The 21,888-nt window shown below is 65.6% G+C and carries 10 protein-coding genes; 5 read left to right on the forward strand and 5 right to left on the reverse strand.

The window, feature by feature from the left end; genetic code table 11:
* Positions 1-64: 64 nt before the first annotated feature.
* Positions 65-727 (reverse strand): HAD family hydrolase, encoded by a 663-nt coding sequence (locus ACRYLT_RS11125; protein ID WP_482664163.1) that lies wholly within the window; start codon positions 725-727, stop codon positions 65-67.
* Positions 728-788: 61 nt separating this feature from the next.
* Here ACRYLT_RS11125 and glmU point away from each other — a divergent pair, with 61 nt between their 5' ends.
* Together glmU and glmS are read left to right on the forward strand one after the other, a co-directional pair.
* On the forward strand, positions 789-2,141 hold the full coding sequence (gene glmU / locus ACRYLT_RS11130; RefSeq protein WP_482664164.1) for a bifunctional UDP-N-acetylglucosamine diphosphorylase/glucosamine-1-phosphate N-acetyltransferase GlmU: 1,353 nt from the start codon (positions 789-791) through the stop codon (positions 2,139-2,141).
* A gap of 82 nt (positions 2,142-2,223) precedes the next feature.
* Positions 2,224-4,053, forward strand: a complete 1,830-nt coding sequence (glmS, locus tag ACRYLT_RS11135; RefSeq protein ID WP_482664165.1) for a glutamine--fructose-6-phosphate transaminase (isomerizing) — start codon at positions 2,224-2,226, stop codon at positions 4,051-4,053.
* Between the two features lie 19 nt (positions 4,054-4,072).
* Here glmS and ACRYLT_RS11140 read toward each other — a convergent pair whose 3' ends face one another.
* A complete protein-coding gene (locus ACRYLT_RS11140; protein WP_482664166.1) occupies positions 4,073-4,441 on the reverse strand; it encodes a response regulator in 369 nt (122 codons plus the stop codon).
* A 199-nt stretch (positions 4,442-4,640) separates the two neighbouring features.
* On the opposite strand from ACRYLT_RS11140, the gene ACRYLT_RS11145 reads away from it, so the two are divergent.
* Positions 4,641-5,132: a hypothetical protein gene (locus tag ACRYLT_RS11145; protein WP_482664167.1), complete on the forward strand. Its 492-nt coding sequence runs from the start codon at positions 4,641-4,643 to the stop codon at positions 5,130-5,132.
* Here the strand turns inward: ACRYLT_RS11145 and ACRYLT_RS11150 are convergent.
* Genes ACRYLT_RS11150 through ACRYLT_RS11160 form a run of 3 tightly spaced genes read right to left on the reverse strand, consistent with a single transcriptional unit; the run spans position 5,117 to position 9,388 of the window.
* Complete coding sequence (locus ACRYLT_RS11150) at positions 5,117-7,354, reverse strand: CHASE2 domain-containing protein (protein WP_482664168.1); 2,238 nt, start codon at positions 7,352-7,354, stop codon at positions 5,117-5,119. The two genes, ACRYLT_RS11145 and ACRYLT_RS11150, sit on opposite strands and share 16 nt — an antisense overlap.
* Positions 7,351-8,676, reverse strand: a complete 1,326-nt coding sequence (locus tag ACRYLT_RS11155) for a FecR domain-containing protein (RefSeq protein ID WP_482664169.1) — start codon at positions 8,674-8,676, stop codon at positions 7,351-7,353. Before ACRYLT_RS11155 ends, ACRYLT_RS11150 begins: the two co-directional genes overlap by 4 nt.
* 13 nt (positions 8,677-8,689) lie before the next feature.
* Positions 8,690-9,388 (reverse strand): response regulator transcription factor, encoded by a 699-nt coding sequence (locus tag ACRYLT_RS11160; RefSeq protein WP_482664170.1) that lies wholly within the window; start codon positions 9,386-9,388, stop codon positions 8,690-8,692.
* Positions 9,389-9,668: 280 nt separating this feature from the next.
* Here ACRYLT_RS11160 and ACRYLT_RS11165 point away from each other — a divergent pair, with 280 nt between their 5' ends.
* Together ACRYLT_RS11165 and ACRYLT_RS11170 are read left to right on the forward strand one after the other, a co-directional pair.
* On the forward strand, positions 9,669-18,128 hold the full coding sequence (locus ACRYLT_RS11165; protein ID WP_482664171.1) for an SdrD B-like domain-containing protein: 8,460 nt from the start codon (positions 9,669-9,671) through the stop codon (positions 18,126-18,128).
* On the forward strand, positions 18,125-21,760 hold the full coding sequence (locus tag ACRYLT_RS11170) for a hypothetical protein (RefSeq protein ID WP_482664172.1): 3,636 nt from the start codon (positions 18,125-18,127) through the stop codon (positions 21,758-21,760). Before ACRYLT_RS11165 ends, ACRYLT_RS11170 begins: the two co-directional genes overlap by 4 nt.
* The last annotated feature ends 128 nt before the right edge of the window (positions 21,761-21,888 follow it).

Raw genomic sequence — 21,888 nt, forward strand, 5'->3', positions numbered from 1 at the left:
GTTCTCGCCACTCGGGAGTGATTCCGAGTCGCTCATCCCGAACTCGTTGCCAAAGCTGGAGCGATCAAAGCCGCTCAAGCGCGGACAGGAGCTCGGAATAGCTGTCGATCAGCGCATCCGCGCCGAGCTCGCCGGCTGGGCGATCGGAAAAGCCGAAGCTCACGGCGACAAAGGGGACGCCGGCCGCCCGTGCGGTGTCGGCGTCGGTGATCGAGTCGCCAACGAAGGCCGCTCGGCCGCCACCCGCCCGAGCGATCGCCTCCCGCAACGGGAGCGGATCGGGCTTTCGGGCAGCGGTCGTGTCCGCGCCGACGATGGCCGCAAAACGATCGTTCCAGCCGAGCGCTTCGACGAGCAGATGCGTCAGTCGCTCCAGTTTGTTCGTGCAGATGGCCAGAGCGACGCCGCGCTGGGCTAGGGCGTCGAGGGCTTGCTCGAGGCCCATATAGGGCTTCGTGCCCACGCAGATATTGGCCGAATAATGTTCGAGGTAGATCGGCAGGGCCCGCTCCACCAGTTCTTCGGCTGCGTCCCCGCTGGCGGCGAGCCCGTTGCGCAGCAGCGCCCGCGCCCCGTGGCCGACGAGATGTCGGACCGATTCCGGTTCGATCCTTGGCCGCCCAAGCTGTTCCAGCACATGGTTCAGGGTCGCGGCGAGATCGGGTGCCGTGTCGGCAAGCGTGCCGTCGAGATCGAAGGCGACGACATCGAAGGGAAAGTCGGCCATGACCGAGCGCCTAGGGCGACGGCTATGGAAATGGCAAGTTTTCCGTGGCACGAGGCCGCCCATGACGAAGCCCCTGGCCGCGATCGTCCTTGCCGCCGGCAAGGGTACGCGAATGAAATCCGATCTCCACAAGGTGCTGCACCCGATTGCCGGTCGGCCGATGATCGCTCACCTGCTCGACAGCGTGAACCGGCTTGCGGCGGAGCGCGTCGCCGTCGTGGTCGGCAGCGGGCGCGAACAGGTCCAGCCGCTGGTCGAGGAGCATGGCGGAGTCATCGTCGTCCAGGAACCCCAGCTCGGCACCGCGCATGCGGTGCTTCAGGCCCGGCAGGCCTTTCATGGGTTCGACGGCGAGATATTGATCCTTTACGGCGACACTCCGTTCGTCACGGTCGACACGATGCGCCGGATGCGCGAGCGGCTCGCAGCCGAGGATGCCCCCGCAATCGTCGTGGTCGGCTCGCGTCCTGCCGACCCGAAGCGATATGGGCGGATTCTGGCGCGGCCGGACGGCACGATCGAGAAGATGGTCGAGTATAAGGATGCGACGGAGGAGGAGCGGTCGATAGACCTGTGCAATTCCGGCCTGATGGCGGTTCGCTCGGTCGACCTGTGGCCACTGCTCGCGAGAGTCGGCAACGACAATGCCGCGAGCGAATATTATCTTCCCGACATCGTCATGCTTGCCGCGAAGGACGGGCGCCGATCCGCGGTCATCGAAGTTCCCGCCGACGAGGTGGAGGGCATCAACAGCCGTTCCGAGCTGGCGGCGACCGAAGCCGCCTGGCAGGCCCGCCGGCGTGAGGAGATGATGGCAGCCGGAGTGTCGCTGCTGGCACCAGAAACCGTCTGGTTCGCCTGGGACACCGAGATCGGCCGCGACAGCCTGATCGAGCCGAACGTCGTCTTCGGCCCCGGCGTGCGGATCGGCGAAAACGTCCGGATCCGTGCCTTCAGCCATATCGAGGGCGCGAGCGTAGCCGCTGGCGCCGAGATCGGCCCCTATGCCCGCCTTCGTCCGGGCACGGAGATCGGCGAACAGGCCAAGGTCGGCAATTTCGTCGAGGTCAAGAAGGCCAGGCTGGGCAAGGGCGCCAAGGCCAGTCACCTGACCTATCTCGGCGATGCCGAAGTCGGTGCCGGGGCCAATATCGGCGCGGGAAGCATCACCTGCAATTATGACGGCTTCTTCAAGTACAGGACAGTCATCGGCGAAGGGGCGTTCATCGGCTCGAACTCGGCCCTCGTCGCTCCGGTCTCCATCGGCAAGGGCGCTCTCGTCGGCGCCGGATCGGTTGTGACCAGGGACGTCACCGAGGATGCGGTCGCGATCGCGCGCGGAGAACAGGTGGAAAAGCCGGGCCGAGCCGCAAGGTTTCGCCAGGCGATGACAGAGAAGAAGAAGGCGACCTGATCGCGCTCTGACCGCCGCGGCGACTTTTCGTCAGAGAATTCAGCGCCTAAAGAACTGCAGGCAATTGAGGAAGCAAGCCAAGATGTGCGGGATTATCGGTATTGTCGGGCGATCGGAAGTGTCCACCCGATTGATGGACGGCCTGAGGCGGCTCGAATATCGCGGTTATGACAGCGCCGGCATCTGCACCATCCGCGACGGCGCGCTCGAACGGCGCCGGGCGGAGGGCAAGCTCGACAATCTGGAGCGCGAGCTCGAATCCTCGCCTCTCCCGGGCTTCGTCGGTATCGCGCATACCCGCTGGGCGACCCATGGCGCGCCGACCGTCGGCAACGCGCATCCCCATGTCGTCGACGGGGTTGCAGTCGTCCACAACGGGATCATCGAGAATTTCAAGGCGCTTCGCGAGGAATTGCAGGCGGGGGGACGAGTCTTCCAGAGCGAAACCGACAGCGAGTGCGTCGCTCATCTCGTCGACGACCAGCTCAAGCAGGGGAAGGGACCCCAGGAAGCCGTCGCGGCCGTGCTGCCGCGCCTTCACGGCGCCTTCGCCATCGCCATCCTGTTCCGCGACCATCCCGGGATGATCGTCGGCGCTCGCCTCGGAGCTCCACTCACGGTCGGCTACGGCAATGGCGAGGGCGAGAATTATCTCGGCTCCGACGCTCTCGCTCTCGCTTCGCTCACCCAGAGGATCGCCTATCTCGAGGAAGGCGACTGGGCGGTGGTCACTCATGACGGCGTCCAGATCTTCGACCGGGAGAACAATCCCGTGAGCCGCGAGGTCGTGGCTTCCGGCGCGAGCGCGGCCCGGATCGAGAAGGGCAATTACGCCCATTACATGCTCAAGGAAATTCACGAGCAGCCGGTCGTCGTTGCCCAGACCCTGCAATCCTATCTGCGCCCGCTCGAGCAGAAGGTGGCGCTTCCGGCGATGGATTTCTCCTTCGCCGAGGTTCCTCGGATCACCATCGTCGCCTGCGGAACCAGCTTCTATGCCGGAATGGTCGCCAAATATTGGCTGGAGCGCTTCGCCCGAGTGCCGGTCGAGCTCGATATCGCTTCCGAATTCCGGTACCGCGAGCCGGTTCTGGAGCGCGACGGGCTGGCGCTTTTCATCTCCCAGTCCGGCGAAACGGCGGACACGCTTGCCGCTCTTCGTCACGCCCGGGCGCAGGGGCAGAAGATCGCGGTCGTGGTCAACGTGCCGACCAGCTCGATGGCTCGTGAAGCGGACCTGCTGCTTCCCACCCATGCCGGACCTGAGATCGGCGTCGCTTCGACCAAGGCGTTCACCTGCCAGCTCGCCGTCCTGGCCGCGCTCGCCGCCAAGATCGCGCGCGACAAGCGGGTGATGAGCGAGGCGGAGGAGCGGGAAATCGTCGTTCACCTGTCCGAGGCTCCGGCGGCGATGAACGCGGCTCTGGCGCATGACGACGAGATCAGGGACATGGCGCCGATCGTCGCCCGAGCCCGCGACGTTCTCTACCTCGGCCGGGGCCAGGACTATCCGCTGGCGCTGGAAGGTGCCCTCAAGCTCAAGGAAATCAGCTATATCCACGCCGAGGGTTATGCCGCGGGCGAGATGAAGCACGGCCCGATCGCTTTGATCGACGACAATGTCCCGATCATCGTTCTCGCGCCTTCGGGACCGCTGTTCGAGAAGACCGTCAGCAACATGCAGGAAGTGCAAGCGCGCGGCGGCAAGGTGATCCTGATCAGCGACTCCGAAGGCCTCGTCCAGGCCGGCGACAACACCATTGCGACGATCGAGATGCCCAAGGTTCACCCGCTGATCGCGCCGCTCGTCTACGCGGTGCCGGTGCAGCTTCTGGCCTATCATGTCGCGGTGGCGAAGGGGACCGACGTGGACCAGCCGCGCAACCTGGCCAAGAGTGTCACGGTCGAATGACCGCGCGGCGTCTCCGGCCTCAGCCGGTGCAGAGACTGTCGATCATCTCCAGCAGGGCGTCGGGCGTGAACGGCTTGCGCAGGTAAAGGGCGTTCGAAAATCGCCGCTCCTGGAAGCTGGTCACCGGGCGGCCGGATGTGATCAGTAGTGGCAGCTCCGGACTTCGCGAACGGGCCTCCGCGGCAAGCGTCAATCCGTCGGGTCCGGCTCCGAGGTCGATGTCGGAGACGAGCAGGTCGAACCTCCGGTCCAGACAGGCCATCGCCTCGGTGGAAGAGGCCGCCGTCACCAGCTCATGGCCTTGCTCCGTCAGCAGTCTTGCGGTCATGGCGCGCTGTCGTTCGTCATCTTCGACGAGCAGGATCCGGCGGCTGCGGCTGCCCGGCATTCGCATCGGCGGCCTGGCGCAAGCAGAGGTCGAAAGGACAGAAGCGGCCTGAGTCGACATGAGACGACCATTCCACAGCCGGGCACCATCTCAGCGTCAAACCTTGTAAAATGTGGGTGTTCGCTATGGTGAACGAAGATTGTAGGACCCGTTGACGACAGTTGCCGTCGCACTCCCAGCCGGGATATGGGACGGGTTCATGCCGATACGCTCCTTTCCCATCCGGATCCTGGCTGGTTCTGCGTTTCCGATACTTGCGGGCTGTGCCGGAAACCCGCTTTCGGTTACTTCGTCGGGCAGCCTTCCCGCTTCCGGCACCTTTGCCATCGTCGATGCCGGCGGATCGGCCACCACCGAGGCGAGCGAGCGCTTGACCGAGCGGCTCGAACTTCGGGGTCTAGCCCGCTCCGAGACGCCCTCTTACCTGGTTCAGGTGGGGCTGGCGGAGCGGCCTGCCGGGGTGGGAAGCCTTGTTCCTGTCGGTGAGCAGCCGGATTGGCTTCGACCTCCGAACCTGCGGAGCCGAAGAGCTCCAGTAGCGGTTCTGAACGTCACCATCACCGACGCCGCCAACGGAGAAACGGTCTACAGCGCCTCGGCGAACCGGCGCGGCGCCGCATCCGACAATTGGCCGGTCCTGCTGGACTCGGCGCTCGACCCGCCTGTCGGATCGGATCAGTCGTCGGACTGATCCGGCCCGAGCGGGAGCTTCAGAGTGAATGTGGTGCCCTGGCCAGGCTGACAGGCGCCGCTGATGGATCCGCCGTGGCGGACGGCCACGGTTCGGACGAAGGCGAGCCCCAGTCCGGTTCCGCCGCCCGGCGCAGCCGAACCGCGCTGAAACTGCTCGAAGAGGGAAGCGATCGCCTGTTCCGTCAGGGCTTCTCCCTGGTCGCGGATGGAGCAGACCGCCATCGGCTCGGGCCTATCGTCCTCGACCGACAAGCGGCAATTCAGCCGCCCGCCTTTGGGACCGTATTTCAGGGCATTGTCGAGCAGGTTGATGAGCGCTCGGGTGATGAGCGAAGGCTCGCCCAGCACTGGAAGAGGGCGGATCCCGGTGACCTCCACCTGCACCTTTCGCTCCGTCACCTGGGGCCATAGCTCGTCAATGGCGTTTTCGAGCAGTTCGGCCAGGTCGAGCGGAACCGGCTGGTAGGCGAGGGTCTCGGCGCGCGCGAGATGAACGATTCCGTCCGCGAGCTCGAGCGTTCGGCGGGCGTATCGCGCGATTCGCTCGGCGAGCCCCGGAGCGATCCCTGCGTCATCTCCACTGGCCGTCAGGGCAAGGATCGAAGCCTGCGGCGAACGCATGTCGTGAGTCAGGAAGCGCAGCATGTCGTCCCGCTGTCGCTGGGCGACCCGCATCGCCGTGATGTCGCTCATTCTGACGATCCAGCCGAGCGTGGTCTCCTTTGGCCCGAGGCGGGCGGTGAACAGGAGGTCGAAGATCCGTCCGTCCGGAGCTGCAGCTTCTAAACGCAGGTCGGGACGAGGTGGCCAGGCAATGCGGTCGAAGTCGTCGGCCGAAGGCTGAAGTCGACCCGCAACTTCGAGGAAATCCTCGCTGTTCACGCCGAACTCGCGGCGCAGGACGTCGGCGCAACGGTTGGCGAGGGTGATCCGTCCGGCCTGGTCGAGCACGAAGACGGCATCGGGAAGCTGGTCCAGGCTTTCCCGAATGAAGCGCCGGGCAGCCTCGATCCGCCCGATGGCTTCGCTGAGCAACATGGATTCGCGCATCAGCGGATCGAGCGGCGCTTCGGCAGGCGCAATGATTTCGTCCCGCTGCGAATGGAGACGCTCCAGTTCTCCGACCATGTAGGCGCTCACGCCCTCGAGCCGTCGCCAGCTCCAGAGCGGATAGACGAGCAACATCCCCGCGAGTGCCGGGACCGGCGTGATCCAGACCCGGAGGAGGAGGAAGGCGAGGGCGGTCGCCACCGCCACCACCAGCACCAGCCCGGCCAGAGTGAGCATCGAAGCGCGCGGGCGCATCAGTCGAAGGGCGCCGAGCAACAGCCAAAGGGGCAGCAGGCCGGCGACCGTTCGGACAGCCTCGTTCGCTTCGGCGATCAGACGGTCGTCGAGCAGAGCATCGAGAAAGTTGGCCTGGAGTTCGATCCCCGCCATCACCCCTTCGGGGCCTGCGAGCGGCACGGGATGACGATCGCCGAGACCCTGGGCGGTCGCGCCGACGATCACGATCCGGTCCTTCACGAGCTCCGGTGGAAGCTCCCCCCGCAGAACCATGGAGGCCGGGATCGAGGGATAGGTCCCGGCCGGCCCGGTGAAGGGAATAAGGACCGTCTCGGCGGCCGGTGCGGACGTTTCGCCCGATACGGTCTGGCTCAGCAGGACCATGAGATGCGGCCAGCGGCTCGCGCCGTCGCGCTCCACGGGCCTGATGCGGCGGATCACGCCGTCGGAATCCGAGTGAAGGTTCACGTGACCGATGCCCGCCGCGGCGCCACGAACCGGCGCAACGGGCATTCTCGGTTCGAACCGGGCACCGTTGCGGCCCGGTGCGTCGAGAAGGAGCGGCAGGAACAGCGGCGGCGCTGCCTGGACTGCCGCACCCAATTGCAGGTCGCCCGGCGCCGGCTCGACGAACAGGACGTCGTAGGCGATGGCCCGGGCCCGGCCCTCGCTCAGCCGATCGATCAGTCTTGCATGAAGGTCGCGTGGCCAGGGCCAGCCGCCCACTTCCTGCAGGCTGTGACTGTCGATGGCGACGAGCAGGATCCGGGAATCGGGCTGGTCCGATTCGAGGCGAAGCAACTGATCGTAAGCGAGATTGTCGAGCCGCTCGGCGATCTGGCTGTTAGCCAGCAACAGGACGAGCGCGCTGGAAAGCAGCGCGACGAGCCACCATTCGGCGGCCAGCCGGCGGGCGCCCGGCGCGCCCCTCATTCGTCGGCGCTGATCGTCAGTTGCTGGACGGCCGACCATTTCGAGTGAGCGGTTCCATCGGAATGCTGGATCGTCATCACTCGCCAATAATAAGTGCCGGGCTCGAGGTCGGTGAGCACGAAGCGGTCGGCCGTGAGGCCCGGTTCGTCGACAACCGGTATTCCGTCCGGCCCGTCTTTCATGAGCTGGAAGCGGTAGCGGTGAATTCCGGCGCCCTCGGCAGTCCAGCGGAACAGATATTCGCGGTACCGGCCGATCCGGCGGCGCTCCGACGCCGTGGCGATTTCCAGCCGTCGACGCTGGAAACTGTAGGTGGAGGGAAGGCCTTCCAGCCCACTTGAGTCGATCGCGGAAGCGCGGACGAACCAGGTCCCGTCGGGCAGGCCCGCAAGCCTCACCTCCGGGCCTTCGGAGACGGCTTCGCCGACGACGTCGATGAACCCGGCATCCTGAGCCACCTGGATCCGGTAGCTCGCGGCGCCGGCGAGCGGTTCGACGCGGAAGATCAGCTCGGCCTCGTCCTGCACCCTGCCGGGTCGTGCCAGCGAAGGGGCGGGGAGGAGCGGAACGGCCGCGCTCGTGCCCTCGGCGGTCGAAAGCGCTCCAAAGCCGGCACCGATGGACACGGTGTCGCCGCGGCTGCTGACGCCGATCTCGCCTTCGATGACTTCGGTGGCGCCTCGTTCTTGCTGCTCGTCATAGCGGGTCCGGAACTCGGTGCCGCGAACCGCGGACACGGCAACTGGAGTAGAGATCCGGAATTCGCCCGGTGTTTCGCCCATCGGGACCACGACCGCCCGGGCGCGGCCGGTCTCGAGCGCGAACAGGCGCTCGACTCGACCGGTCAGCAGGACCCGACGCAAGCGCTGGACGAGGATCCGGCTCTGGGAGGGAAGGGAGACGGTCGAGCCGTCCTCCACCCGCAAGGTGATGAAGGAATTGGCGCCCGTGATGATCCTGTCGCCCTCCGTGATGCTGGCGCCGACGGTCGCTGCTTGCGCTCCGCCGCCCCGAGCGATCCGAACCTCGCCGCGAAAGGCGACGATCCGGGCCGTCAGCGGCTCGTCGCGGAGCAGCCGGCGAGGGATCCGCAGGACTCGGCCGATCGCAAGCCGGTACGGGTCTGTGACCCGGTTCAGCCGCTGGACCCGGGCATAATCCTGAATCCGGACGAGATAGCGCTCGGCAAGCGTGTAGAGATTGTCGCCTGCCTTCGTCGTGTAGAGCACCTGCTCGTCCGGCTGGGCAGCGACGACGGGCACGGCCATCGGGAGAATCGCGAAAGCGGCGGCCAGCAGGGCAAGCAGCGCGCGCAAGATCACGAGTCTCCGAAGCTCATCCCAGCCCCTCGCCGGTCGTTTCGAGGCGATAACCATAGGCGTAGATGGGGACAAGCCGGAAGCCGTTGCTCGCCCGAAGCGCGAGCTTGGTCCGCACCTTCGAGATATGGGCGTCAAGCGTTCGGGTCTGGAGGTCGGGATTGCCGCCCCACAAGGCTTCGAAGATGTAGGAACGGGACAAGGTACGGTTCAGGTTCCGGAACAGCATCAGCCCCAACGCGAATTCCTTCGCGGTAAGTTGCACGGGCTCGTCCCGGACCAGGACCGTCTCGGCGCTGGTGTCAAAGGCATAATCGCCGAACTGTTCGATCCTGGCGCGCGGCGGCTCCGGATAGGCGCGTCGGCAGAGCGCTTCGATCCGGGCGAGGAGCACAGCTTCCTGAACCGGCTTGATCACATATTCGTCGGCACCCGCCTTCAAGGCGGCAACGATATCCTCTTCGGCCGAGCGCGCGGTGAGGACGACGATCGGCGGATGCCGCGAGCTTTCGCTGCGCACCCATCGAATGACGTCGATCCCGGGAACGTCCGGAACGTTCCAGTCGAGGATGAGGAGATCGACGGTTTCGCGTGTCAGCAGACCGATGAGCTTCTGACCGCTCTGATAGAGAAAGCAGCTATGGCCCTCGCGCACGAGCAGGCCATGGAGCTGCTCGGCAAGTGCCGCATCATCCTCGAGAATGCCGATCCGCATCTTCCTCGCTTCTGCTCCATCAGATGTCGAATCCGTTCATGGCCCTCGCAAGCGAGAACCGGCTCCGACGCGCACCTAGCAGGGTGTCGCCCAATTGTTACGGGTCTGACTGCGAGATTTCACAAAGCTTTACATTCTTGTGCCGGACCGTTCCATTCCTCTTCTGAGGACTTCAGATCGAAATGTAAAATCTTATGAAATAAGGATTTTGGTTACTTCTTATTAACGTTCCGCTCCCGTAATCGCGGGCGACAAATTCGTCTGAAGCGGGGGCCTCGAAGTGTTTCGTTCCAATCTCGCCGTGCGCGCTCGCGTTGCGGCCTCGATCCGCTCCGTTCTGTTCGCGGCCTTTCTGCTCGCCGGCGCGCCGGCCATCGCCGCCGACCTTCAGATTTCCGCCTATAGCTGGCTGCCCGATCCGGTTCCCAATGGCGCTCGCACGACCTTCACGGTTCGAGCCACGAACAATGGGCCGGGAACGGTCAATGATGCGGTGGTGACGGTCGCCGTCTCGAGCCGCTTCCGAGTCGACTCCGGTGACTTTCCGGCGTTCTGCAGTCTTTCCGGTGCGGTCGGTTCGCAGTCTCTGACCTGCAGTCTTTCGGCCTTTGCCGTCGGCGACCGCACTTTCGATTTCGACGCCACCGCGATCGCGACCGGCTCGGCGAACACGACCGCCTCGATCGCGAGCGCTACGGCCGGCGACACCAACCCTGCAAATGACAGCCTGACCGTCACTCCCGCCGTTCAGAATGGCGCGGATCTCACGGTGTCCAAGGATGATGGCCTCGCCGACAACACAATCGCTGCCGGCGGGATCGTCTCCTATGTCGTCAACGTCACCAACTCGGGTCCGGATCCGACGGCCGCGATCCGCCTGACAGACAACCTGCCGCCCACCTCGGATTTCCAGTACCAGTCGGCGAACGGAACGAACTGGACTTGTTCGCAATCGGATACCACCGTCACCTGCAGCTATACCGGCGCCGCCGTGACCGGGGCACTGCCGCCGATCACGATCACCGGCCGGGTTATCCGCCAGTCGAGCGGTACGATCACCAACACCGCGTTCGCGGAACTCACCAGTCCGCTGGTGCTGGATCCGAACGGCTCGAACAACACGGCGTCGGTGGTGACGAACATCATCGAAGGCAGCGATCTTCGCGCCGCCAAGTCCATGCCGGCGACGATCGTCGAGGGAACGTCGGTCAACGTCACCTTGACCGTCTTCAATGACGGCCCGCGAACCGTCGACGGAGCGACGATCAGCGACACGTTCGCCAGCAACTTCACCCTTGGCGCGTTGCCTCCGGGCTGCTCCGCCGTGGGTCAATCGGTCACCTGCAACGCCGGCAATCTCACCAACGGCGCCAGCCGGCAGTTCGTCATCCCGGTAACCGCCAACAGCCCGACGGCCGGCAATCAGATCAACAGCGCGACGATCACGCCGCCGGCAGATCTTGCCGATCCCAACACGGCCAACAACACCGCCACGGCCACCTATCGGATCGTTCAGCCGACGGCCGATCTCAGCGTCCAGAAGTCGAAGACGCCGAGTCCGGTCGCGGCCGGCGGGGACATGACGAGCACCATCACCGTGCGCAACAATGGGCCTTCGGTGCTGACCTACGGCCCCGGAACGCCGCTTCGCGTGACCGATTCCGTCTCCGCCGACGAAACCTTCGTTTCTTCGAGTGCAGCCTGGAGCTGCGGTCAGACCGACAACGTCATCACCTGCGACACGGTCAATGCGGGAACGCTGGCCGTGAACGGCACCATCACTCTCACTCTCGTCACGCGGGCGAGCGCAAGCGCCAATTCCAATCTGAACAATACCGCTTGTACTGGTTCCACGGCGGGGTCCCAGGCAACCCCCACCGATACCAACACGGCGAACGACTGCCAGGGTGCTGGTGTTCGGGCGACCACCGTGACCACCGACCTTGCCGTGGTGAAGGAGGTTTCACTCAACCCGGCCGGCCCGTGGAGCCAGACTCCATCGCTGACGGTCCCTGCGACGGCCCCGAGCTTCTACATCCGACTCACCGCCAGCAATGTCGGCACGGCGACAGCAGGCACCGTCATTGTCGAAGATGTGCTTCCCAACCGGCTTAACACCGGCGGTTTCATTACTGGATTCGCCCAGATCAGCGCCTCCAGCGGTTCCACCTCCTACACGGCATCGAACGGCCAGATCCGCTGGACGCTCAGCGATCTCGGCGCCGGCGACAGCGAAACGGCGATCATCCGCATCGATCGGCCGGTGAACAGCGGCAGCTATACCAACACGGCGACGATCACCTCTTCCGACACGATCGACAGCAACAATGGAAACAACAGCTCGTCGGCTCTGTATACGGTCGATCCGCTTGCCGACATGGCCGTCACGCTCAAATCGGTCGCGCCCAACCCGACGCAGGTCGGAGTCCTTGCGACCTACACCATCAGCATCCGCAACAATGGCGCCAATCCGGCTTCCAATGTGGTCGTGACGGACACGATCGACCCCGACCGGTTCGAACTGGTCGGCAATCCGGCGAGCACGAAAGGCGGAACGACCTGCACCAGCAATCCGGCGACCGGGGAAATCAGCTGCAACATGGGCCAGTTCGCCCGCGGCGAGACCTTCCAGATCAGTCAGCAGATCCGGCCGCGTTTTCCGTTCGGCGGAGCCACTGACGGCTTCCCGATCAGCCACACCAATACGGCGACGGTGGCGACCAGCACGGTCGAAAGCGACGCCACCAACAATAGCGGCTCCGTGACCCATAACGTCATCGCGCCCGGCTTCGACCTTTCCCTCACCAACTCCGAGCCGGGAGCCGACTTCGACCCGCGGCGCTTCGGCGAAGAGCTCGTCTACGACATCCGCCTTTCCAACTTCGGACCCTCCCGGGCCAGCAACGTCCTGATCACGGATTTACCGCAGCCGCCGCCCGGCTATACGATGACCCTTGCGGGTTTCGAGGTGAACCCAGTTCCGGCGACCGGCGGTTTGACGCTCTACACGCCGCCGGCGCCGTCCTGTCTTCAGAACGGGGACGGCAGGGTCGAATGCCGCCTCCACGCTTCGTCGACCGCCAGCAACTTCCTCGATCCGCTTCGGCAGGTCGTGTTTCGGCTTCGCTTCACGCCTGGCGGAACGCCGCCGAGCGGCTCGCTGACCTTCACCAACGAAGTTCAGGTGGTGGCGTTGGAGCAGGACAATGTCAGCGTCAATCAGGCCGACAGCCAGCTCGCGAACAACCGTGCGGTACAGACAACCACGGTGCTGCCCTCCGCAGACCTGGAGGTGGTTTCGAAGACTCGCGTGACCGCTTCTCCGGCAGGGATCAACGAACCCGTCGAATATTCGATCGTCATCCGCAACAATGGCGTGTCGCCGACCACCCAGGTCCGGGTCACCGACAATCTTCCCGCCGGGTTCGTCGTCGCCGGGGCCGCGCCGACCGCCACCGCATCGGGTGCCGCGAACGTCAGCGCCATCAACTGCACCGGCACGACGAGCGTGCTTTGCGTGCTCGACGGCAGCTTCCCGCCGGACGGCTCGCTGGTCACCATCCGGCTCTTCGCTCGGGCCGACTATCCCTATTCCGGTCCGTTCGGAAGCGACCTCGCCAACACAGTGACGATCTCCCCCGGCCTGGATGGGGACGGACGTGAGCTCAGCCGCGATTCCGATCCGACCAACAACAGCAAGACCGCGACCGTCCAGGTCGCCCAATCCTCGATTGCCGGAACGGTCTACGCCGACGACAATCTCGACAATGTCATCCAGTCGGGCGAACGGCTCGCCGGAGTCAGCATAGCCCTTTCCGGAACTGACGCCTTCGGCAATCCGATCCCCGCCCGAACCGTGGCGACGAGTGCCTCGGGCGACTTCCTGTTCGACGGCTTGCCGCCGGGAACCTACACCCTTGTCGAAACCCAGCCGGGCGGTCTGCTCGACTATCGGGAAACGGCGGGAAGTTCGGGCGGAACGGTCAACAATGCGGCCTTCGGCAGCGATCCGGCGACCAACAGCATCAGCGCCATCGCGCTCCCGAACGCCACCGCTGCGACCGGATATATCTTCCAGGAAGTTCGGGCCGCTTCCCTGTCCGGAACGGTGTTCCGCGACGCCAACAATAATGGCTCCATTGACGCTGGCGAAGCGGGCGTGCCGGCGAGTGAATTCCTGTCGACGCCGCACATCCGGCTGACCGGCAACGATTATGCGGGCAATCCGCTCAACCTCACCCGAACGGTGGACGCGAGCGGAAACTATAGCTTCGCCGACCTGCCGCCGTCCGATCCGACCGGCTATACGGTGACTCAGCTGGTCCAGCCCAACGGCCTGTCCGACGGGCTCGACAGCAACGGCGCCGGCAATGTCGTTGCCGGCTCTGCAAGCCGGTCGGCGCCCGAGGACATCGTCGTCGGCCGCCTTCTTCCGGCCGCGGCGCTCACGAACCGCAATTTCGGCGAGATTCCGACGTCGACGCTTTCCGGCATCGTCTATCTCGACCCCAACCAGAACGCGACCCGGGACCCGACCGAGGTGACCGGGCTCGCCGGCGCCGTGATCCGGCTCACCGGAACCAACGATGTCAGCCAGGCGGTCGACTGCTCGATTACCACCACCGCGTCTGGCGAATATCGCTTCCCGTCGGAAAGCGATGCCAATGCCGCCTGCCGGGTCCTAAGGCCAGGGACCTACACGATTGCTCAAACCCCGCCGCCGGGCCTGACGCCAAGCGGCGCCTTCATTGGCTCGGCCGGCGGCAGCTCGGGCGGAGTTTCGGGCAGCAACGTGGCGGCGCCGGGCACCGCCAATACCAGCATCACCGGGGTGACGATCACGGCCGGCACCATCGCCTCGCGCTACGACTTCGGCGCGACCGGCGAGGGGCTGAGCGGCTACGTCTATGTCGACCGCAACAATAATGGCGTGCGCGATTCGGGCGAAGTCGGGATCGCGGGCGTCACCATGACGCTTTCCGGCGACACCGCCGGCGGGCAGAATGTGTGCACCATCACCACCTGCACGGCGACCACCGACGCCAGCGGCAACTTCATCTTCATCAATGTGCCCGGATCGTCGCCCGCCGGCTACGAGATCGGCCAACAAGACCAGTCGACGCCGCCGCTTTCGGCCTTCGCCGACGGCATCGATTCGCCCGGCACCGTCGGCGGCAGCCCGCGCGGCACGGCGGGGAATGACGAGATCACGGCCATCATCCTCGGCGCCGGCGAACTCGGCACCAACTACGCATTCGGGGAGCGGGCAGGCTCGCTCGTGGGCGCGGTCTATATCGATGGCAATGACGATGGCGTCCGCCAGCCGGGCGAGACGCCCCTGCCTGGGATCACCGTCACCCTGTCCGGAACGACCCGGAGCGGCGAGGACATCTGCGCCGTCCGTGCGGCGCTCGATCCGGCGCTGAACTGCACGGCGACGACGGCCGCCGACGGCAGCTACCGCTTCGACGACCTGCCCGATGGCAGCTACACGCTGACCGAGTCCCAGCCCAGCGACTATGCCGACGGCCGCGAAGCGCCGGGCACGCCCTCCGGAACCGTCGACAATGGCAGCTTCGGCCCGACCGCAGCCACCAATCGGATCGCCTCGATCCCACTGGGCGCTGGCGTGCAGGGCACTGGCTACGATTTCGGCGAGCGCGCGACCACCATCTCCGGCCGAGTCTATTTCGATCCCGAAAGGGACGGAAACGACAATGATGAACGCGGCCTCCCCGGGGTGACCATCACGCTCCGCAGGGACGGCTCGGTCGTCGCCACGACCGTTACGGGAACGGACGGCAGCTACCGCTTCGAGAACCTGCCGGCAGGCAGCTACACGGTCGATGAAACCCAGCCGGCGGGCTACGGCTCGTCCACCCCTGACAGCCGATCGGTCAACGTCAGCGCAGGGGCGAACCAGACGATCGACTTTGGCGACACGCTTTCCAGCATTGCCGGGTCCGTCTTTGTCGACAGCAACAATGACGGCCTCCGCGAGCCTGGCGAGCGCGGTATCGAAGGAGTTTCGGTTCGACTGACCGGGACCGACGCCGCCGGAGCGGCGGTGGATCGCACCCTGACCACCGGTTCGACCGGCGCCTTCATCTTCGACGAAGTCCTGGCCGGCACCTACACGCTGACCGAAACTCAGCCGAACGGCTTCGGCGACGGTCTCGAAAGCGCCGGCACTTCGGGCGGGACTGTCGGGAACGACGTCATCTCAGCCATCGCGCTCGCAACCGGCATCGACGCGATCGATTACGTCTTCGGCGAGGTCGGCCAGGGCTTCGGCGGAATCGTCTATGTCGACAGCGACCTGAACGGCACCCGCAACGAGGGCGATCCCGGAATTCCGGGCGTGACTGTGGAGTTGCAGCGTCCTGACGGAAGCGTCGTCGAGACCACGATCACCGGGCCCGACGGCAGCTACAGTTTCGCCGACGTCGAGGCGGGCGACTATGTCATCGTCGAGGTACAGCCCGCCGGTTACGGCGAGGCTCCTGAGAACCCGAACAACCGCGTTCCGGTGACGATCGGAGTTGGTACACCGACGCCCGTCGTGAACTTCGGCGAGCGTACCGGATCCATTTCCGGCCTCGTCTACAATGACAGCAATGGCAACGGCCGCCGGGACTCGGACGAACCGGTCATTCCGGGGGTGACCTTGACCCTCACCGGAACGGATGCGCGCGGCAATTCCGTCACCCAGTCGGCGGTCAGCGGGCCCGACGGAACCTATCGCTTCACCGGCGTCCCCGGAGGGACCTATTCGATCATCGAAAACCAGCCGGCCGGCTATGGCGATGGCGCGGACTCGCCGGGATCGGCGGGCGGCTCGGCGAGCGGCGACACGATCTCCGCCATCACGCTCGGTGCGGCGGAGGACGCGACGGACTATCTTTTCGGCGAGGTGGGCGAGGGCGCCCGGGTCTCCGGCCGCGTCTGGATGGACAATGACCATGACCGCGCCCTCGACCCGGGCGAGCCCGTCCAGGCCGGCTGGATCGTCGAGCTGCTGCTCGGCGACACTCTGATCGCCACCACCGAAACCGATGCGGATGGCACCTACGCCCTCACCGGAATCGCTCCCGGCTCGGGCTACCAGATCCGTTTCCGCAATCCGGAGAATAATGCGCTCTACGGAAGCGCTCGTCCGAACGAGACCGGCGCGCCGGTGACCGAAGGCGCCGTGTCGCCGGCCAATCCGGCGGGCGCGCGCACCGAGGGCGGAACCCTGACCGGCCTCACGCTGACTCCGGGTGCCGACATCCCGCAGCAGTCGCTGCCGCTGGATCCTTCCGGCGTGGTCTACGATTCCGTTCGCCGCGTTCCGGTCGCTGGGGCCACGGTGACTCTCAGCGGGCCGACGGGCTTCGATCCGGCGATCCATCTGCTCGGCGGCGCGGCGAACGTCATCCAGGTGACCGGGGCCAGCGGAATGTACCAGTATCTGCTGCTTCCCGGCGCACCCAACGGCGTCTACTCGCTGTCGGTCACGCCGCCGAACGGCAGCTACAATCCGATCCAGCCGTCGACGATCATTCCGCCCTGCAACGGTCCGCTCGTGGTCGGCCCCACGCCGGATCCGCTCCTCGTCTCTGCCTACGAGGGCGCCCCGCCGACCAGCGCGATCCGGGCCTGCACGACCGGGGGCGAGACCACCGCTTACTTCCTCAGCTTCACCCTCACGGCCGGCGTGTCGGCGGATGTCGTCAACAACCACATTCCGATCGACCCGATCCTGGAGGGCGCGATCGAAGTCACCAAGCGCACGCCGATGACCAATGTGTCGCGCGGCGGCCTCGTTCCCTATGTCGTGACGGCTCGGAACACGCTGTCCGGAGCGATCACCGGGATCACCATCACCGATCGTGTTCCAGCCGGTTTCCGCTACCGCGAGGGCAGCGCGACGATCGACGGCACGCCGGTCGAGCCGCAACAGAATGGGCGTTTGCTTGCCTGGCCGAACCAGAGCTTCGCGGCCGGCCAGGAACGGACGGTCCAGCTGATCCTGGTGGTCGGTGCCGGAGTCGGGGAAGGCGAGCACGTCAACCAGGCCTATGCCGTGAACGCGCTGGTCGGTCAGACGGTCTCCAACGTCGCCGACGCAACCGTCCGGATCGTTCCGGATCCGGACTTCGACTGCTCCGACGTGATCGGCAAGGTCTTTGACGACCGCAACATGAACGGTGTCCAGGACGAAGGCGAACGCGGCCTGCCGGGGGTCCGGCTGGCAACGGCGCGCGGCCTGCTCATCACCACCGACTCCGAGGGCCGGTACCATGTCACCTGCCCGATGATCCCGAACGAGGATCGCGGCTCCAACTTCATTCTGAAGGTGGACCAGCGAACTCTGCCGACCGGATACCGGATGACGACCGTCAACCCGGAAACGGTGCGTCTTACCCGCGGAAGAATGGCGACGCTCAACTTCGGGGCAGCGCTGGGGCGAGTGGTCCGGCTCGACATCAACGGCGATGCCTTCGACGGCGAGCAGGTCCGAAGCGAATTCCTCGCCCGGATCGACGCCCTGGTCGGAACGCTGGCCGAGCGACCGTCGGTGCTTCGGATCGCCTACGGTTCGCGCGGCGAGGAGGGTCGGCTCGTTCGTCGGCGAATCGCCGCGATCCGCGACATCATCGAGGAGAGATGGAGGTCAGGCGAGGATCGCTACCGATTGATCATCGAGGAGGAGACGACAGTCCCGGCCGCCGCCGACCAGGGAGACGCCCAATGAGCCCGCTGACTATCCGCTCGCTTGCGGCCCTCGCTCTTGGCGCGTCATCGCTGGCCTTGAGCAGCGCAACCGCTCAGACGCCTCTGCCGGTCGATCATTGCGGCGATGACGAGCGTCCTTGTGGACCTCGCAACGACGACAGCTCGGTCGAGCACCGCACCGTCGCGCCGAATCTCGAGCGCGGACCGGCCGCCGGTGCATTCCGGGTCACCGTCGACGGCGAAGGGGAGGGGGCCAGCCCTGCCGACGTCCAGCGCGCCACCGACGTCGCTCTGTCGGAGTCCGGCATAGGCGTTCAGGTCACCCGGTTGGACGGTCAGCCGATGCTGAGCGTCGTAGCGGCGGAGGCCGCGGCTGCCCCGGGTCAGCCGATGCGCTTCGAGGTGATGACCAATTATGCCGCGTTCATCAGCCGTGCCGAGCTGCGCATCTTCGGTCCCGACGAGTCGCTCGAGGGCACGCCTCGAACCATCGTCCCCATCACCTTCGGTGAGCCGGTGCTCTGGACTCCGGACGACGTCGAAGACCGGCCGCTCCGGGCGGTTCTTCGGGTCTATGACTCGGAGGGACGATTCGACGAGACCGCGCCCGCCAGCTTCCGGGTGAGTGCGGCGCCTCGCGATCCGTTGCGGGACACGCGCGATGGCCCGCTGTTCGAGAATATGCGCACCACCGGCAACATTCCGGTGACCGGCACCGAAGTGACGGTGAGCGGCGGGGTCGATCATCCGGAAACCCGGGTGACCGCCTTCGGGATGCGTATTCCGGTCGATCGCGGCCGGCGCTTCGTGGCCCGTCAGATCGTCCCGTCCGGAACTTCCGAGATTGTGGTTCGGCTCGACCCGCCGGGCGGGGAAAGTCGCGAATTCCGGCGGGCGCTCAATGCGCGACGGGGCGATCACTTCCTGGTCGCCATTGCCGATCTCACCGTCGGCCATCGCAGCTTCGATGCCGCCAAGCTGGAGCTTCAAGGCGAGGATCAGGCCGATGCCCGAAGGGATTTCGCCGATGGTCGGCTCGCTTTCTACTATCGCGGCCGGATCTCCGAAAATTGGCGACTCACCGCCTCGGCGGATACCGGGGAGCAGCCGATCGAGGCTCTGTTCGACGGCTTCCTTCGCCGCGATCCTCGATCACTTCTGCGCCGGCTCGACCCCGAGCGCCATTATCCCGTTTATGGCGACGATTCGATCACGATCGACGATGCACCAACCTATGGCCGGTTCTACATTCGCGCCGAGAGCGAGGATGCTCTCGCCATGTGGGGCAATTTCCAGACCCAGCTGACGGGCACGGAGCTGATCCGCTACCAGCGTGGACTTTATGGTGCGCAGGCGAGCTGGCGCAATTCCGACACCACCGCCGCCGGTGAGCGGCGTACCGAGATCAACGCCTTTGCCGCCGATCCCGGCACGATCGGAAGCCGGGAGGATTTCATCTCCACCGGCGGCTCCGTCTATTATCTCCGCAACCAGGACATCGCCGCGGGTTCGGAGCGGCTGTTCGTCGAAGTCCGCGATCGCGACTCGGGCAGGGTGCTCGAACGCCGCGAGCTGATCGTCGCTCGCGACTACGACATCAACTACATCCAGGGACGGGTGCTGCTTCGCGAAGCGCTTCCGATCACGGCCGATTCCAGCCTGTTTGTCCGCAACTCGTCGCTTGCCGGAAATCCTGTCTGGCTGGTCGCCACCTACGAATATGTGCCGGGACTTACTCGTCCCGACGCCCTCACCCTCGGTGGTCGGGCACAGCACTGGCTGACGGACAATGTCCGGATCGGAATCACCGGCTACCACCAGGGCGAGGATCAGGCGTCGCAGGATCTTTACGGTGCCGACATTCTGCTTCGCTACCGGCCCGGCACCTGGCTTCGCGGCGAGTTCGCGCGGTCGGACGGGGCCGGCACGGGCGTGGCTTATTCGTCCACCGGCGGCTACGACTTTACCCAGCTCAGCACCATCGCGCGCGAGGCGGACGCCTACAATATCGAGGGCGCTCTGGACGTCGCGGAAGTGCTCGGCCGCGGCAGCGGGCGCGTGGGCGCCTATTGGCGAAGCCGCGAGCGCGGCTTTTCGGGGCCGGGCGAGCTCACTTTCAACGAGAGTCTCGACCAATATGGCGGGATTGCCGATCTGCAGCTCGCCCAGGGAACGAGACTGCAGGTCAAGGCCGACGTCACCGAAGGAACAGTGACCGAACGCCACGCGATCGAGGCCGGGCTCCGGCACGAGCGCGCCGATGGCTGGTTCGGAACGGTCGGGATCCGGTCGGAAGGTCAGCAGGGCCAGGCCACTCCGCAAACCCCGTTTCCGGCTCCGCCCGAATTTACCGGATCGCGGACCGACGTTGCCGCCAGTATCGGCTACCGGCACGTGCCGGCCGCAGCCGCCGCGCCGACCCAGGATGGCGAGGCGGAGAGCGTCGAACGCGACCGGCCCTGGTCGGTTTCGCTGTTCGGACAGATGACCGTCGATCGCAGCGGCGGTCGGCAGGAGAATGACCGGATCGGCGTTGCCGGCGAAGTCGAGCTCACTGATCGTTTGTCGGTCGATGCCGAAGTTTCCGACGGCGATCTCGGCCTCGGCGCCGATGCGCGCGCGACCTTCGCCATGGGCGATCGTGGCTCGCTCTATCTGGGTTATGCGCTTGCCGCCGAAAATCCCGATGCATTCAACACCGGAAGGCTGGGACGGCTCACCGTCGGCGGACGTCGTCGTCTGGGCGGCAGTACGTCGGTTTTCGCCGAAGGACGCTACGAGCATGGCAGCGGCCCCACCGGCCTCACCCAGGCCTATGGCGTCGATTTCACGCCGATCCCGGGCTGGACGTTCGGAGCCCGCTACGAGCGCGGTTCGCTGTCCGACGCGCTCGGCAACCGGATCCGCAGGGAAGTCGTCGGCGCCACGGCCGACTATGGCGACGACCGCCTACGCTGGAGCAGCGCGGTCGAATATCGCCGCGACGGAAGCGCGGTGCTCGGCGAGCGCGAGACTTGGGCAACCCGCAACCAGGTCACCTTCCGCGCCACGGATGCGCTTCGACTGTTCGGCCGCGCCAACCTGGCTCTGTCGAGCGGCGGCAATCCCGCCAGTTCGCTCGATGCCGATTATTACGAAATCGTCGTGGCCGGAGCCTACCGCCCGACGACGAACGACCGGCTCAACCTTCTCGCAAAATATACCTATCTCTACGATCTGCCGTCACCGGCGCAGGTCGACAGCCTGGGCCTCAATCTCGACTTCGCTCAGCGAAGCCATGTCTTCGCGATCGACGGCACGTACCAGCTGACTCCCCAGCTCGCCGTGGGCGGCAAGCTTGCCTATCGCGTCGGCTCGCTTCGGCCCTCGCGGGATGCCAGCGCACCCTGGTTCTCGAGCGAGGCCACCTTCTGGGCCGTTCGAGCCGACTACCGGATCATCGGCCGCTGGGACGCGCTGGTGGAGGTGAGGCAATTGTCGGTCAGCGAGGCACAGGACAGCCGACTGGGCGCCCTCGCGGGAATCTACCGGCACCTCGGGGACACCATCAAAATCGGCGTCGGCTACAATTTCACCGATTATTCCGACGACCTCACCGATCTCAGCTATGACGAGCGAGGATTCTTCGTCAACTTGATCGGCAAGTTCTAGGACGGGGACGGTCCGGTGGCAGGGTCGGGCCGCCACATCCTGGATATTCCTTACTCAAGCTATAACAAATCCGAAAGGCGTCCCCGTCATATGTGATGGGAAGCCTTGGCCGGGTTCGGCTAGGATAA

It is taken from the genome of Sphingosinicella sp. SM1-17, assembly GCF_056821765.1.

Bases quoted from the DNA above. Each gene is read 5' to 3' on its own strand.
- ACRYLT_RS11125 (WP_482664163.1), bottom strand. From the start codon at position 727: ATGGCCGACTTTCCCTTCGATGTCGTCGCCTTCGATCTCGACGGCACG.
- ACRYLT_RS11150 (WP_482664168.1), bottom strand. From the start codon at position 7,354: ATGAGGGGCGCGCCGGGCGCCCGCCGGCTGGCCGCCGAATGGTGGCTC.
- glmS (WP_482664165.1), top strand. From the start codon at position 2,224: ATGTGCGGGATTATCGGTATTGTCGGGCGATCGGAAGTGTCCACCCGA.
- glmU (WP_482664164.1), top strand. From the start codon at position 789: ATGACGAAGCCCCTGGCCGCGATCGTCCTTGCCGCCGGCAAGGGTACG.
- ACRYLT_RS11170 (WP_482664172.1), top strand. From the start codon at position 18,125: ATGAGCCCGCTGACTATCCGCTCGCTTGCGGCCCTCGCTCTTGGCGCG.
- ACRYLT_RS11160 (WP_482664170.1), bottom strand. From the start codon at position 9,388: ATGCGGATCGGCATTCTCGAGGATGATGCGGCACTTGCCGAGCAGCTC.
- ACRYLT_RS11145 (WP_482664167.1), top strand. From the start codon at position 4,641: ATGCCGATACGCTCCTTTCCCATCCGGATCCTGGCTGGTTCTGCGTTT.
- ACRYLT_RS11140 (WP_482664166.1), bottom strand. From the start codon at position 4,441: ATGCCGGGCAGCCGCAGCCGCCGGATCCTGCTCGTCGAAGATGACGAA.